This window comes from Streptomyces sp. NPDC044003, assembly GCF_056435185.1.
Genome location: NZ_JBWKFA010000002.1, coordinates 647674 through 662089 on the forward strand (window position 1 = coordinate 647674; position 14416 = coordinate 662089).

Sequence of the window (14416 nt, forward strand, 5' to 3'; positions counted from 1 at the left end):
TAGATTCCGCCCGGGCGCGCAGGGGGCGCGCCGGGTGGGAGAGAAGTGACGCGTGACGGTATACCGGGCGCCGCGTTCGGCGCGGCGGCGGTCTTCCTGGGGGCAGGTGTCGCCGGCGGTGCCTGGCCGACGGGCTGGGCGGCGCTCGTGTGCGCCCTCGTGTGCGGGGCGCTGGGGGCGACGCTCCTCGCGGTGCGGCGGAGCCGCCGTACGCCTCCGGTCCCGGAGGAGGTACGGGACAGGGCTCCGCGCCTTGCCAAGGAGGACCTGAAGCGGGCCCCGCTGCCCACGCGGCCGGGCCGGTCCTCGCTCGTGGCCGCGGCCGTGGTCTGGGCGCTCGCCCTCCTGGCCGGCGGCGTGTGGGCGGTGACGGCCGGGGACGACGACACCACCGCCGAGGACAAGGCGCCCGGAAAGCCCCCGTCCACCGCTTCCCCCTCGCGCACCCCGAAGCCGGCCGTCGCGTGGAAGGTCCCGGGCGTCGGCCAGAAGTACGACGAGGGGGTCGGCTCCTGGGGTCTCGGCTCCGTCGTCGCGCAGGGCCGGATCGACGGACTCTTCGCGTACGACGGCTCCGACGGCCACGTCCGGTGGAGCGTGCCCGCGCCCACGCGCGAAGCCCTGTGCGCGATGACCCCGGACACCGAGGAGGGCGTCGGGCTCGTCGCGTACGGCCGGCACGACAAGCCCTGCGCGACGCTGCTCGCCGTCCGTACCTCCGACGGCAAGGTCCTGTGGAAGCGGAGCCTCGGCGGAAAGGGACTCGTCGAAGGTGCCCTCGCCGTCGGCGGCACCACCGCCGTCGGCGTCGAGGACGGAGCCGTACGGGCCCGCTCCACCGAGTCAGGCGAGCAGCGCTGGCAGCGGGCGGTGCCCAAGGGGTGCGAGACCCTGGCGGTCGACGCCGACGCCACCCGTACGCTCCTCGCCGAGCAGTGCGGGAAGGGCGCCCGGCTCCTCGCCCTGGACACCCGTACCGGAGCCCGGCGGTGGGCCCGCGACCTGCCCGTCGAGTCGAAGGCCACGGCGGCGGTCGTCTCCGTCTCCCCGGTGATCCTCGCCGTCGACGAGGAGGACACCCGGGGCACCCACGCCTTCCTGGGCTTCGACGACAAGGGCGCGCCGACCGTGACCGTGCCGCTGAACGGGCCCGAGGGCGTCCTCTCCGCCCCCGGCGAGGTGGGCGACGGCCGCACCGTCAGGCCCCTCGTGCTCGGCGACCTCCTGATCACCCTCGCGGAGAGAGGTTCGAGCGTGCCGACGTCGGTCGTCGCGTACTCCCTGAAGGACGGCCGGAAGGCGTGGCTGTACGGCAGCGAGCACCAGACGATGGCCCTCGCGACGGAGCCGGACGGCCGCGTCGCCGTCCTCGGGTACGACGCGGGCATCACCGTTCTCGACCGCGCCACCGGCACGGTCCGCACGCGCCTCGCGCCCGACACGGCCAAGACGCCGGAGATCTCCATCAGGCCCGAGCTGCACGCCGTCACCGGCGGCCACGTCGTCCTCAACCAGATCCTGATGCAGGCGGAACCGGCGGCCTTCGCCCTCCGCTGACCCCACGACGAAGGCCCACCCCCGAACGGGGGTGGGCCTCACTGTTCAGACAGGCGTCAGACGGTGCGGAACGCGGCGGGCACGGCGGAGGCCCGCCCCCGTGCTGGGGAGCGGGCCTCGCTGTTCAGGCAGGCGTCAGACGGTGCGGAAGGCCAGCACCACGTTGTGGCCGCCGAAGCCGAACGAATTGTTGATCGCCGCGATCGTGCCCTGCGGCAGCTCGCGGGGCTCGTCGCGGACGATGTCCGCGTCGATGTCGGGGTCCAGCTCGTCGACGTTGATCGTCGGCGGGGCCAGGCGGTTGTGCAGGGCCAGGACCGTGGCGACGGTCTCGATGCCGCCCGCGCCACCGAGAAGGTGACCGGTCATCGACTTCGTCGCGGAGATCGCGACGTGGTCCAGGTCGTCGCCCAGGACCTTCCGCAGCGCCTTGATCTCGGCGGTGTCGCCCTGCGGCGTCGACGTGGCGTGCGCGTTGAGGTGGACGACCTCGGACGGCTTGAGGTCCGTCGAGTCGAGCAGGTTCTGCATCGCGGCGGCGATGCCCCGGCCGGTCGGCTCGGGCTGCGCGATGTGGTGGCTGTCGGCCGACAGGCCCTGGCCGAGCACCTCGCAGTAGATGCGGGCGCCGCGCGCCTTCGCGTGCTCCTCGGACTCCAGGATCACGACACCGGCGCCCTCGCCGAGCACGAAGCCGTCGCGGCCGGTGTCGTAGGGACGCGAGGCCTTCGTCGGCTCGTCGTTGTTCTTGGACATCGCCATCATGTTGGCGAAGGCGGCGATCGGCAGCGGGTGGATCGCCGCCTCGGTACCGCCGGCGACGACCACGTCGGCACGGCCGGTACGGATCATCTCGACGGCGTAGCCGATCGCCTCGGCACCCGACGCGCACGCGGAGACCGGGGTGTGGACGCCCGCCCGGGCGTTCACCTCGAGGCCCACGTTCGCGGAGGGGCTGTTCGGCATGAGCATGGGCACGGTGTGCGGGGAGACGCGGCGTACGCCCTTCTCCTTCAGCACGTCGTACTGGTCGAGCAGGGTGGTGACACCACCGATGCCGGAGGCGATGACGGAACCGAGCCGCTCGGGCACGATCTTCTCGTCCTCGCCGGCCGGGCCGGTGTAGCCCGCGTCGGCCCAGGCCTCACGGGCCGCGATCAGCGCGAACTGCGCCGAGCGGTCCAGCTTGCGGGCCAGCGGGCGGGGCAGCACGTCGCCGGGGTCGACCGCGGCGAGCGCCGCGATCTTGACGGGCAGTTCGGCGAAGCGCTCGCCCTCGAGGGGCTTGACGCCGGAGCGTCCCGCGATCAGACCTTCCCAGGTCGATGCGGAGTCGCCACCCAGCGGTGTGGTTGCGCCGAGACCGGTGACGACCACGGTGCGATTGGTCGAGCTCACAGGAATTCTTTCTCCACGTGTGTGATGGTCGAAATACGGCGCCACCGCCGGGTGGCGGACCGAGTCAGCAGGGGCCGAATCAGGCCTGGTGCTTCAGGATGTAGCTGGCGGCGTCGCCAACGGTCTTGAGGTTCTTGACGTCGTCGTCCGGGATCTTGACGTCGAAGCGCTCTTCGGCGGCGACGACGACCTCGACCATGGACAGCGAGTCGACGTCCAGGTCGTCGGTGAAGGACTTGTCCAGCTGGACGTCCTCGACGGGGATGCCGGCGATCTCGTTGACGATCTCGGCGAGACCCTCGACGATCTCCTTCTCGGTGGCGGCCATGTGGCGCTCCTTCTTGTGGTTGTACTGAGGAAAACGGCTTCCGGAAGATCCGGTGTGCCTAGGGGAGAGTAACGACCGTCGCGGCGAAGACGAGACCCGCCCCGAAGCCGATGACGAGCGCGGTGTCGCCGCTCTTCGCCTGCCCGGTCGCCAGGAGCCGCTCCATCGCGAGCGGGATCGAGGCGGCCGAGGTGTTGCCGGTGGTCTCCACGTCACGGGCGACCGTGACGTGCTCCGGCAGCTTCAGAGTCTTCACCATCGAGTCGATGATCCGCATGTTCGCCTGGTGCGGGATGAAGACGTCGAGGTCGTCCGCCGAGATGCCGGCGGCGTCCAGCGCCTGCTGGGCGACCTTCGCCATCTCGAAGACGGCCCAGCGGAAGACCGCCTGGCCCTCCTGCGTGATGGCCGGGAACTTGATCTCGCCCTGCTCGTTGAGGGGAAGCTTCGAGACGTCGCCGACGTGGAACTCGTTCCACGGGACGGTCTGCTTGATCGTCTCGGACTTGTCGCCCTCCGAACCCCACACGGTGGGGCCGATGTGCGGCTCGTCCGAGGGGCCGACGACCACGGCGCCGGCGCCGTCGCCGAACAGGAAGGCCGTCGCGCGGTCCTCCAGATCCGTCAGGTCGCTGAGCCGCTCGACACCGATGACGAGGACGTACTCCGCCGAACCCTCGACGATCATGCCCTTGGCGAGCGTCAGGCCGTAGCCGAAGCCCGCGCAGCCGGCGGAGATGTCGAACGCGGCCGGCTTGCCGGCGCCGATCTTGTCGGCGATCTCGGTGGCGACGGCCGGGGTCTGCTTGAAGTGCGAGACCGTGGAGACGATCACGGCACCGATCTGCTCGGGGCTGATCCCGGCGTCGGCGATGGCCTTGCCCGAGGCCTCCACGGACATGGCGGCGACCGTCTCCTCCGGAGAGGCCCAGTGGCGGGTCGCGATGCCGGAGCGCGAGCGGATCCACTCGTCGGACGAGTCGATCTTCTCGAGGATCACCTCGTTCGGCACGACCCGGGTCGGACGGTAGCCGCCGACACCGAGGATGCGTGCGTACGGGGCGCCCTTGCTGGGCTTGATCTTCGACATGTTTCTCGACACTCCTTGTCAGACGGCCGCGTGCTCGGCGATGAGCGTACGGGCCGCGTCGAGGTCGTCGGGAGTCTTGAGGGCGACCGTGGCCACGCCCGGCAGGGCACGCTTGGCGATGCCGGTCAGGGTGCCGCCGGGGCACACCTCGATCAGCGCGGTCGCGCCGAGCGCCTGGAAGGTCTCCATGCACAGGTCCCAGCGGACCGGGTTCGCGACCTGGCCGACCAGACGGGCCACGACCTCGGCGCCGTCGGCGACGACCTGCCCGTCCTTGTTGGAGACGTAGCGGGTGGTCGGGGCGGCCGGGGACAGCTCCTTCGCCGCCTCCTCCAGCTTCGCCACGGCCGGGGCCATGTGGTGCGTGTGGAACGCGCCGGCGACCTTGAGCGCGACGACCCGGCGGACGCCCTCGGGCTTGTCCGCCTCCAGGGCGGCCAGCTGCTCCAGGGTGCCGGCGGCCACGATCTGGCCCGCGCCGTTCACGTTGGCCGGGGTCAGGCCGAGCTTCTCCAGGTGCGGGACGGTGACCTCGGGGTCGCCACCGAGCAGCGCCGACATGCCCGTCGCGGTGATCGCGGCGGCCTCGGCCATCGCGAGACCACGGGTACGGACGAGGCGCAGCGCGGCCTCGTCGTCGAGGACGCCCGCGAAGGCGGCGGCCGTGAACTCACCGACGCTGTGACCGGCGACGACGCCGGGCTTCACGTCACCGAGCGCGGCCGCGGACAGCAGGCCGGCGGCGACGAGGAGGGGCTGTGCCACGGCGGTGTCACGGATCTCGTCCGCGTCCGCCTTCGTGCCGTAGTGCACGAGGTCGAGCCCGATCGCGTCGGACCAGGCCGCGAGGCGGTCGGCGGCGCCGGGGAGTTCGAGCCAGGGGGTCAGGAAGCCGGGCGTCTGGGCGCCTTGGCCGGGAGCGACGAGTACGAGCACCCTCACACCTTCTCTTGGGGACGGCTCCGAGCGCCCGTGGGGACAAGGACGAAGAACCGTCGGGGGATTTGTTGGTGTTCGACAAAAGTCTAGGACTGCGGATCTCCGTCGGCCAAGCGTCCCAGGATCAGGGCGATCCGCAGCGTGAACGCGGAGCGAACATCGGAGGGTGACCAGCCGGTGACGTCGGTCACACGTCGGAGCCGGTAGCGCACGGTGTTCGGGTGGACGAAGAGCATCCGGGCCGCGCCTTCCAGGCTGCTCGCCTGCTCCAGATAGACACTGAGAGTTTCGAGCAGCGCCGAGCCCGCCTCCTCCAGCGGTCTGTAGATCTCCTCCACCAGCTGCTCTCGCGCCGAAGGGTCGGAGGCGATGGCGCGCTCCGGGAGGAGATCGTCCGCCAGGACCGGCCGGGGCGCGTCCTGCCATGCCGAGCAGGCCTTGAGCCCGGCGGCGGCGGCCTGCGCGGACCGGGTCGCGGCGAGCAGATCGGGCACGACGGGCCCGGCGACGACGGGCCCGGGCGCGTACGGACCGATCAGCGCCTTCGCGACGGCCAGCGGGTTGTCGTTGCCGCCGGCGATGACGACGAGCCGGTTGCCGAGGACACCGGTGAGGACCTGGAGCTTGGCGTGCCGGGCCGCCCGGCGGATCGCCTCGACGGTGAGCTCGCTGTCCCCGTCGGGCGCGGTGCCGAGAACGACGCACACATGGTCGGGCGAGTTCCAGCCGAGGGCGGCGGCGCGGGACACGGCCCCCTCGTCGGCCTCGCCCGAGAGCACCGCGTTGACGACGAGGGACTCCAGGCGCGCGTCCCAGGCGCCTCGGGCCTCGGCGGCCTGCGCGTACACCTGGGCGGTGGCGAAGGCGATCTCGCGGGCGTAGACGAGGAGCGCCTCGCGGAGCACGGACTCGTCGCCGGGGGCGGCGACCTCCTCGATCGCCGACTCCATGACCTCGATGGTCGTCCGGACCATCTCCACGGTCTGGCGCAGAGTGATCGCGCGGGTCAGCTCGCGGGGCGCGGTGCCGAAGACGTCCGTCGAGATGGCCTGCGGGGTCTCCGGGTGCCGGAACCACTCGGTGAACGCGGCGATACCGGCCTGGGCGACCAGACCGATCCACGACCGGTTCTCGGGCGGCATCGCGCGGTACCACGGCAGCGTCTCGTCCATGCGGGCGATGGCGCCGGCGGCGAGCCGCCCGGACGACTGTTCGAGGCGCTTCAGGGTCGCGGCGTGCGGATGGGCGGCGTTCACGGGTTCAGGCACGGGGACAAGACTGCCTTATCGGGACGCCGGCGTGCGGGGTCGGGGCTACGGTACGTCCGTGATACGCATCCAGCGCGCCGGCGAGCGCTACCCCGGGGGCGACCCGGCGGCCGGGATCGAGACCCGGCACGCCCTGTCCTTCGGGCCGTACTACGACCCCGACAACCTCCGCTTCGGCGCGCTCCTCGCCTGCAACGAGGAGCGGCTCGCGCCCGGCGCCGGCTTCGACGAGCACCCCCACTCCCACACCGAGATCGTGACGTGGGTGGTGGAGGGCGAGCTGACGCACGCCGACAGCGCCGGCCACACCTCGGTGGTCCGCTCCGGCGACCTCCAGCACCTCAGCGCGGCGGGCGGCGTCCGCCACGTCGAACGCAACGACGCCGCCGTCCCCCTGGTCTTCGTCCAGATGTGGCTGGCCCCGCTCCAGCCGGGCGGCTCGCCGTCGTACGAGGTGGTGCGGGGCGTCGGCGACACGTACGAGGTCCCGGCGGCGGGGGCGGTCCTGCGGGTGGAGCGCATGAAGGCGGCCGAGTCCGCCGCACTGCCGCCGGCGGACTTCACGTACGTGCACGTGGTGCGGGGCGGGGTGTCGCTGGACGACGAGGAACTGGGCCCGGGGGACGCGGCGAGGCTGACCGGGGAGGGGACGGTGGACCTCTTGGCGACCACGGACACGGAACTCCTGACCTGGCAGATGCGAGCCCCGTAGACCTACACGGGCACGGGAGGCGCGTCAGTGCAGCGCGCTCTTCGACTTCCACTCCGGCCACGGCACGTTCCACGCCCCGTACCCGTTCCCCTCCGCCACCGTCCCCTTCGTCTCGCGACCGGTGATCTCGAAGGGGTCGCCCACCTTCACCGCCGCATAGAACGACGCCGCGTTCTCGTCGCTCATCCCGATGCACCCGGAACTGTGGTTCGCCCGGCCGAAGTACGCCGCGTTCCAGGGCGCCGCGTGCGCGTACATCCCCGACCACGTCAGCCGCATCGAGTAGTCGACGTCCTTGTTGTAGGCGTCGCCGAGCCCGACCGTCTCCGAGTTCATGTTGATCGTGCCCTCCTTCGCCATCAGCACGGCCGTCCCCCGCCAAGAGCGCTTGTCGCCGCCGGGGGTGCCGCCGGAGACGGGGATCGTGCGGACCGCCCGCCCGTCCCGTTCGAGAGTCAGCCGGTGCGCGTCGAGGTCGACCTTCACCACCTGCGCCGCGCCGACGGTGAAGCCGGTGCGGTAGTCCCGTACGAACCAGCCGCCGCCCGAGTCCGTGCCGTCGAGGTCCGCTTCGAGGGTGACCTTCGTGCCCGGCTTCCAGTACTCCCGGGGCCGCCAGTCCGCCCTGTCCCGGCCCGAGTAGTCCTTGACCCAGCCCCAGGAACCCTCGGTGCCGTTCGAGGTGGTCACCTTGAGCTGCTTCTCCACGTCGGCCTTCCGCGTCACCGGCAGGTCGAACACGATGGAGAGGGGGTGGGCGATGCCGACGGTGGTGTTCTTGCCGGGGGCCAGGGTCAGCTTGTTGACCTTCTCGGGCTCCGGGGTGGCGAAGGACGACCGGCTGGTCGACTCCTTGCCGTCGGCCGTACGGGACGTCACCTCGACCGTGTAGGAGGCGCCGGGCACCGCCTTGCGGTCCGAGACCCAGCTCGAACCGCCCGCGTCCGTACGGCCTTCCAGGACACCGCCGTCGGCGTCGACGACCCGTACCGCCCTGAGCGTGCCGCCCGTCGCCGTCACCGTCACCGGACTGCCGGCCGTCTTCTTCACGACCGTCACCTTCGCCGGCGGAGCCTCGGACGCCCCGACCCGCGTCCCGGACGGGCCCCCGTCCGCCGCCTGGGCCGTGCAGGCGGTGAGGGACACGGTCAGCGCGACGACCGCCAGGGCGGGACGGGATGTGCGTATCGGCAGCACGGAAGACCTCCGCGGTGTGAGGGAGAAAGGGTGGGATGTCCTGGACTGTAGGCCGCCGCCGAGCGCCCCGGGGCGCCGGACGCCTCTGTGACGACGGCTGAGGCGGAACGGTCATCGTCCGGTCACAATCGCCGCGCGCACCCGTCGAATTCGGCTGTGAGTCTGCTGTGCGCCCCACCACCGAGGGGCGGAACAAGGAGGCTCCCGTTGTGTCAGCGCTGCTCGTGACGGCCGCACCCACCGACCGCCGCGCCCCCGCAGGACCGGTCAGGCTCGGGCCCGTGACCCCCGAGGCGTACCGCGCGTTCCTCGACTCCCGCTCCGGCGCGGACGGGCCCAGCTTCCTCCAACTCCCCTCCTGGGCCCAGGTGAAGGACGGCTGGAGTCATCAACTCCTCGGGTGGGGGCGGGAAGGCGCCGAGCTGTCCGGCGTCGCGCTCGTCCTCCTCCGGCCCTTCCCCGGCACCCGGAAGTACTTCGCCTATCTGCCCGAAGGGCCCGTCGCCGACTGGGCCGACCCCGACCTGGACGGCTGGCTCGGCCCGCTCCTCGGCCACCTCCGCTCGCTCGGCGCCTTCGCCGTCCGCATGGGACCCGGGCCCGCCTACCGCCGGTGGAACGCCGCCACCGTCAAGGCCGGCACCGGGCCCGGCCGCCGGCTCTCCGACGTCCTCGCCGACGAGGTCGACCCGCTGGGCACCGCCGTCGCCGAGCGCCTGCGCGCCCGCGGCTGGCGCAAGTGCGGCGGCGACTCCGAGGACGGCGCCGACGCCCAGCCCCGGCACGTCTTCCAGGTCCCGCTCGCCGGCCGGAGCACCGACGACCTGTGGACCGGCCTCAACCAGGAGTGGCGGCGCAACGTCCGCAAGGCCCGGAAGTCCGGCGTCGAGGTCGTCGTCGGCTCCGCCGCCGACCTTCCCGAGTTCTACCGGCTCCTGCGCATCACCGAGGAACGCGACGGCTTCCGCCTCGGCCGCTCCCTCGCCTACTACGAGCGCCAGTACGCCGTCCTCAACGCCGAGCAGCCCGGCCGCATGCGGCTCTACCTCGCCCGCCACGAGGGCGGGATCCTCGCCGCGCACACCATGCTCGCCGTCGGCGGCCGCGTCTGGTACCAGACCGGCGCCTCCGCCGACCACCGCCGCGAGGTCCGGCCCTCCAACGCCCTCCAGTGGCGCATGATGCTCGACGCCCACGCGCTCGGCGCCGCCGTCTACGACCTGCGCGGGGTACCCTCCACCCTTGATCCGGACGACCGCGCCCACGGGCTCCTTCGCTGGAAGCTCGGCACGGGCGGGCAGGTCGTCGAGACGCTGGGGGAGTGGGAGATTCCGATGCAGGGCACGACCAACGGGGCGCTGTACCGCGCCTTCCAGGCCTATCTGGCCCGTCGATGACCGCGACGCTCACCGCGGCACCACCCGAGCCGAAGTCCTCCGCCCTCCGCAGCGGCGCCCTCATGGCCGCCGGCTCGCTCGTCTCCCGCGCCACCGGCTTCGTACGGGCCTCCGTCGTCGCCGCCGCGCTCGGCGCGGGCCTCGTCGCCGACGGGTACGCGGTCGGCAACTCCGTCCCCACCATCGTCTACATGCTGCTCCTCGGCGGCGCCCTCAACGCCGTCTTCGTCCCCGAACTCGTCAAGGCCGCCAAGGAACACGAGGACGGCGGCGTCGCCTACACCGACCGTCTCCTCACCCTCTGCGTGCTGGCCCTCGCCGCACTCACGGCGGTCGCCGTGCTCGCCGCGCCGCTGATCGTCGACACGTACACCGACTACGCGGGCGGACAGCGGGACATGACGGTCGCCTTCGCGCGCTCGTGCCTGCCGCAGATCTTCTTCCTGGGACTCTTCACCCTGCTCGGACAGGTCCTCAACGCCCGGGGCCGGTTCGGCGCCATGATGTGGACCCCCGTCCTCAACAACGTGGTCGCCGTCACCGTCTTCGGCCTCTTCCTGGCGGTGAGCGACGGCGGCGAGCTCACCCCCGGGGAGACCGCCCTCCTCGGTTGGGGCACCACCGCGGGCATCGCCGTCCAGGCCCTCGCCCTGCTGCCCTCGCTGCGCGCCGCCGGCTTCCGCTGGCGGCCCCGCCTCGACTGGCGCGGCAGCGGCCTCGCGGCCCCGCTGCGCTCGGCGGGCTGGCTGGTGCTGCTCGTCCTCACGAACCAGGGCGCGTACTGGGTGACGACCTGGATCGCGACCTCGGCGGGCGGCCTGGTGCAGGACGGCGGCGCGGGCCTCGCCGCGTACAACAACGCGTACCTCCTCTGGACCGTCCCGCACGGCATCATCACCGTCTCCCTCGTCACGGCGCTGCTGCCCCGGATGAGCGGCGCGGCCGCCGAGGGCGACCTCGCGGGCGTCCGCCGGGACGTCTCGTACGCCCTGCGGACCAGCGCGGCGGCGGTGGTCCCGGCGGCCTGCGCGCTCCTCGCCCTCGCCGTCCCGCTGATGACGCTGGTCTTCGGGTACGGGGCGACCGGCGGCGACGACGTGCGCGCGATGTCCTGGACCCTGATGGCCTTCGCGCCGGGCCTGGTCGCCCTCTCCGGCCAGTACGTGTGCACCCGGGCCTTCTACGCCCTGCGGGACACCCGCACCCCGTTCTTCCTGAACCTGGTCATCGCCGCCCTGAACGCGGGCCTCTCCCTGGCCGCGTACCACTACCTCCCGACCCGTTGGGCCGTCACGGGCATGGCGGCGGCGTACTCGCTGGCGCTGTGGGCGGGCTGGGCGGCCACGGCGTACGTGCTCCGCCGGCGGCTCGGCGGGGCGCCGGGCGGGGCGGTCCCCGCGCTGGCCCGGCTGCTCGTGGCGGCCGTCCCCGCGGCGGGATACGGCCTGTTCGTCGCCGACACGGCGGGAGTCGCGGGGCCGGTGGTGGCGGGCCTCGCGGGAGCGGCGACGATCCTGACGACCTTCGCCCTCCTCTCCCGCCCCCTCCGCCTCACCGAGCTCCAGGCCCTCCTCGCCTCGACCGCGAACCGCCTCCGCCGGACCTGACCCGCCGAACCCGACGCCCCGCCCCGTGCGGGCGCCCGCACCGACCTTGGGATACTCCACACATGCCCCGCGTGCTCCTCATAGAAGACGACCCCTCCGTCCGCGAGGGCGTCGAGCTGGGTCTCCGCCGCCGCGGGCACGACGTCCGGACCGCCCCCACCGGCGAGGCGGGGCTCGCCGCGCTCGGGGAGTTCCGGCCCGACCTGCTGCTCCTGGACCTGATGCTGCCCGGCATGAACGGCGTCCAGGTCTGTCGTCAGGTCCGGGAGAGCAGCCAGCTCCCGATCATCATGCTCACCGCGCGGGGCGACGACTTCGACGTCGTCGTGGGCCTGGAGGCCGGGGCCGACGACTACATCGTCAAGCCCGCCCGTACCGAGGTCATCGAGGCCCGGATACGGGCCGTGCTGCGGCGCATCGAGGAGCCGGGCTCCGGCCGCTCCGCCGTCGAGTTCCACGGGGAGCTCGCCATCGACCGGTCCGGCCTGACCGTCGCCAAGGCGGGCGAGCGCGTCGCCCTCGCCCCCTCCGAGCTGAAGCTGCTGCTGCACCTCACGGCCGCCCCCGAGCAGGTCTTCAGCCGGCAGCAGCTCCTCGAACACGTCTGGGAGCACAGCTACCACGGCGACGCCCGGCTGGTGGACGCCTGTGTCCGTCGGCTGCGCAACAAGATCGAGGACACCCCGGGCGAACCCCGGTACATCCAGACCCTGCGGGGCTTCGGCTACCGCTTCGGTCCGCTGTGAAGGCCTGCGTGACCCCGGAGCCGGACACGGAGCCGCAGGCAGGACGGGCCCGGCGCCGCGCCCGGCGCCCCCGTCCGTACCCCTTCGGCCTCCGTACCCGCCTCGTCCTCGCCTTCCTCCTCGTCGCGGCCGTCGGCTGCGGCACCACCGCCGCGCTCACCTACCGCGCCGCCCGCAACGCCATCCTGGAGCAGACCCAGGACACCGCCGTCTCCGCCCTGCGCGACCAGGTCGACCCGATCGTCATCAGCCTGCCCGTCAACACCGACCAGCTGCAGTCGCTGGTCCTCGGCATCGCCCGTCAGGGCAAACCCCGCCCCTGGCGCGTCTACGCCGAGTACGGCAGCGTCCGCGTCTCCTCCACCAACCGCCCCACCTCCTCCGTCATCACCCCCGCGCTGCGCGCCCGCGCCCAGGCCCGGCCCGGAACCCCGCACGGCAGCTTCCAGCGGGTCGTGAAGAACGGCACCCCGTACCTGACCATCGCCGTCCCCGCCGTCTTCCGCACGCACGCGACCCAGGGGACCGCCCAGCCCACCGGCCTCGTCTTCTACGCCGTGATGGAACTCGACGACGAGGAGGCGAACATCGAGGCCATGGTCAGTGCCGCCCGCGACGGCGCCCTGCCGGCCCTGGCCGTGGCCCTCGTCCCCGCGCTCATCGCCTCCCGCGGCGTGCTCCGCCCCGTACGGGAACTGCGGCACGCGGCCCACAGCATGGGCCGGGGACGGCTCGACACCCGCATCCACGCCAAGGGCAGCGACGAACTCGCCGATCTCGCCCGCACGTTCAACGAGTCCGCCGCCGAGCTGGAACGTTCCGTCGCGGAACTCCGCAACGCCGAGGCCCGCGCCCGCCGCTTCGCCTCCGACGTCTCGCACGAGCTGCGCACCCCGCTCGCCGGCATGCTCGCGGTCACCGAGGTCCTCGACGAGGACGCCGGGAGCCTCGACAGCGACACCGCCCGCGCCGTCCGGCTGATCAGCGCCGAGACCGGGAAACTCGCCGTGCTCGTCGAGGACCTGATGGAGATCTCCCGCTTCGACGCGCGCGCCGCCGAGCTGCACACCGACGAGGTCGACGCCGCCGACTGCGTCCGCAAGACCCTCCAGCACCGGCACTGGACCGATCCGGCGCAGGTCGTCCCGTACCTTGAGGAGGGCATCAGGGCCCGGCTCGACCCGCGCCGGTTCGACGTCGTCGTCGCCAACCTCGTCGGCAACGCCCTGCGGCACGGGGCCGCGCCGGTGACGGTCAGGCTGTACGCGGAGGGGGACGAGCTGGTGACCGAGGTCGCCGACCGGGGGCCGGGCATCCACCCGGACGTCCTGCCGCACGTCTTCGACCGCTTCTACAAGGCGGACCAGGCCAGGACCCGTTCGGCGGGCAGCGGTCTGGGCCTGGCGATCACCCTGGAGAACGTCCGGCTGCACGGCGGCACCGTCCGCGCCGCCAACCACCCGGCGGGCGGGGCGGTCTTCACCGTACGGATGCCGCGGTGAGGCGCCGGCCGGCCGCCGTGGCGGTGGGGCGTGGGACGGCCGCCGCCGTGGCGGTGAGGCGTCGGAGGGCCGCCGCCGTGGCCCTGCTCGCCATGGTGTCGCTCGCCGCCTGCGGCATCCAGGAGAGCGACGTCGTGGAGGCGGGCGGCGCCGCGACCGTCGCCGTCAGCCCGGCGCCCGAGTTCCGCATGGTGCTCTACTTCCTCGGACCGGACGGCCGGCCGGTCCCGGTGGTCCGCGAGGTCGGGCCGTCGATCCCCGATCCGACGTTCGCCTCGGGCGGCTCCGAGTGGGCCCAGGACCGGAAGGCCCAGGGACTGGGCACCGGGCAGTCGCACGAAGAGCACGGCACGGGGGTCGCCACCGACAAGGTGCTCGCCGCGCTCGTCGCCGGCCCGGCCGACGCCGACACCGTGGCGGGCCTGACCACGGGTCTCCCCGTGTCCAGGGAAGCGCCGCACGCCGAGCAGATCAAAGGCCTGAACCCGGAGGGCCGCCGGATCGTCCGGCTCCGGTCGCCGTTCCCCGTCCTGGACCTGTCGGAGGCGGCCGTCCAGCAGCTGGTCTGCACGGCCGCGTACGCGGAGGACGACGGGGGCATGGCCGACGTGAGCGTCGTGGGCCTCGACGGCACGCTCCCGACGACCCGCTGCGAGACCTAGGGGGTGCTCCTGG

General features: G+C 72.9%; 13 protein-coding genes. 7 read left to right on the forward strand and 6 right to left on the reverse strand.

The window, feature by feature from the left end; genetic code table 11:
* Window positions 1-45: 45 nt before the first annotated feature.
* Complete coding sequence (locus AC07AW_RS09495) at window positions 46-1557, forward strand: outer membrane protein assembly factor BamB family protein (protein WP_478814859.1); 1512 nt, start codon at window positions 46-48, stop codon at window positions 1555-1557.
* Between the two features lie 135 nt (window positions 1558-1692).
* On the opposite strand, the gene fabF is transcribed toward AC07AW_RS09495, so the two are convergent.
* The 5 genes from fabF to fasR all read right to left on the reverse strand — a co-directional run bounded on the left by fabF (window position 1693) and on the right by fasR (window position 6580).
* Window positions 1693-2955, reverse strand: coding sequence for a beta-ketoacyl-ACP synthase II (gene fabF, locus AC07AW_RS09500; protein ID WP_392152476.1), 1263 nt, complete (start codon window positions 2953-2955; stop codon window positions 1693-1695).
* 79 nt (window positions 2956-3034) lie between these two features.
* Entirely contained in the window at window positions 3035-3283 is a 249-nt protein-coding gene (locus AC07AW_RS09505; RefSeq protein ID WP_478814860.1) for an acyl carrier protein, read from the reverse strand.
* A gap of 58 nt (window positions 3284-3341) precedes the next feature.
* Window positions 3342-4373 carry a beta-ketoacyl-ACP synthase 3 gene (locus AC07AW_RS09510; RefSeq protein ID WP_478814861.1) on the reverse strand — a complete coding sequence of 344 codons (1032 nt, stop codon included), beginning with the start codon at window positions 4371-4373 and terminating at the stop codon, window positions 3342-3344.
* An 18-nt stretch (window positions 4374-4391) separates the two neighbouring features.
* Window positions 4392-5309: an ACP S-malonyltransferase gene (locus tag AC07AW_RS09515; RefSeq protein WP_478814862.1), complete on the reverse strand. Its 918-nt coding sequence runs from the start codon at window positions 5307-5309 to the stop codon at window positions 4392-4394.
* Window positions 5310-5398: 89 nt separating this feature from the next.
* Entirely contained in the window at window positions 5399-6580 is a 1182-nt protein-coding gene (gene fasR, locus AC07AW_RS09520; RefSeq protein WP_478814863.1) for a fatty acid biosynthesis transcriptional regulator FasR, read from the reverse strand.
* A gap of 58 nt (window positions 6581-6638) precedes the next feature.
* Between fasR and AC07AW_RS09525 the strand changes: the two genes are divergently transcribed.
* Window positions 6639-7292, forward strand: coding sequence for a pirin family protein (locus tag AC07AW_RS09525; RefSeq protein ID WP_478814864.1), 654 nt, complete (start codon window positions 6639-6641; stop codon window positions 7290-7292).
* 24 nt (window positions 7293-7316) lie between these two features.
* Here the strand turns inward: AC07AW_RS09525 and AC07AW_RS09530 are convergent, their stop codons facing one another.
* Window positions 7317-8489 (reverse strand): L,D-transpeptidase family protein, encoded by a 1173-nt coding sequence (locus AC07AW_RS09530; RefSeq protein WP_478814865.1) that lies wholly within the window; start codon window positions 8487-8489, stop codon window positions 7317-7319.
* A gap of 209 nt (window positions 8490-8698) precedes the next feature.
* Between AC07AW_RS09530 and AC07AW_RS09535 the strand changes: the two genes are divergently transcribed.
* From AC07AW_RS09535 to AC07AW_RS09555, 5 genes are all read left to right on the forward strand, one after another.
* On the forward strand, window positions 8699-9886 hold the full coding sequence (locus AC07AW_RS09535; protein ID WP_478814866.1) for a lipid II:glycine glycyltransferase FemX: 1188 nt from the start codon (window positions 8699-8701) through the stop codon (window positions 9884-9886).
* Window positions 9883-11493, forward strand: a complete 1611-nt coding sequence (murJ, locus tag AC07AW_RS09540) for a murein biosynthesis integral membrane protein MurJ (RefSeq protein ID WP_478814867.1) — start codon at window positions 9883-9885, stop codon at window positions 11491-11493. Before AC07AW_RS09535 ends, murJ begins: the two co-directional genes overlap by 4 nt.
* A gap of 62 nt (window positions 11494-11555) precedes the next feature.
* Window positions 11556-12239 carry a response regulator gene (locus tag AC07AW_RS09545; protein ID WP_478814868.1) on the forward strand — a complete coding sequence of 228 codons (684 nt, stop codon included), beginning with the start codon at window positions 11556-11558 and terminating at the stop codon, window positions 12237-12239.
* Between the two features lie 8 nt (window positions 12240-12247).
* The gene (locus AC07AW_RS09550) at window positions 12248-13741 is read left to right on the forward strand and encodes an ATP-binding protein (RefSeq protein ID WP_478814869.1); all 1494 of its coding nucleotides are present in this window, start codon (window positions 12248-12250) and stop codon (window positions 13739-13741) included.
* Window positions 13738-14403: a hypothetical protein gene (locus tag AC07AW_RS09555; protein WP_478814870.1), complete on the forward strand. Its 666-nt coding sequence runs from the start codon at window positions 13738-13740 to the stop codon at window positions 14401-14403. Before AC07AW_RS09550 ends, AC07AW_RS09555 begins: the two co-directional genes overlap by 4 nt.
* Window positions 14404-14416: the final 13 nt, after the last annotated feature.

Excerpts from the sequence above, each read along its gene's own strand:
- AC07AW_RS09505 (WP_478814860.1), bottom strand. The coding sequence starts at position 3,283 with ATGGCCGCCACCGAGAAGGAGATCGTCGAGGGTCTCGCCGAGATCGTC.
- AC07AW_RS09510 (WP_478814861.1), bottom strand. The coding sequence starts at position 4,373 with ATGTCGAAGATCAAGCCCAGCAAGGGCGCCCCGTACGCACGCATCCTC.
- murJ (WP_478814867.1), top strand. The coding sequence starts at position 9,883 with ATGACCGCGACGCTCACCGCGGCACCACCCGAGCCGAAGTCCTCCGCC.
- AC07AW_RS09545 (WP_478814868.1), top strand. The coding sequence starts at position 11,556 with ATGCCCCGCGTGCTCCTCATAGAAGACGACCCCTCCGTCCGCGAGGGC.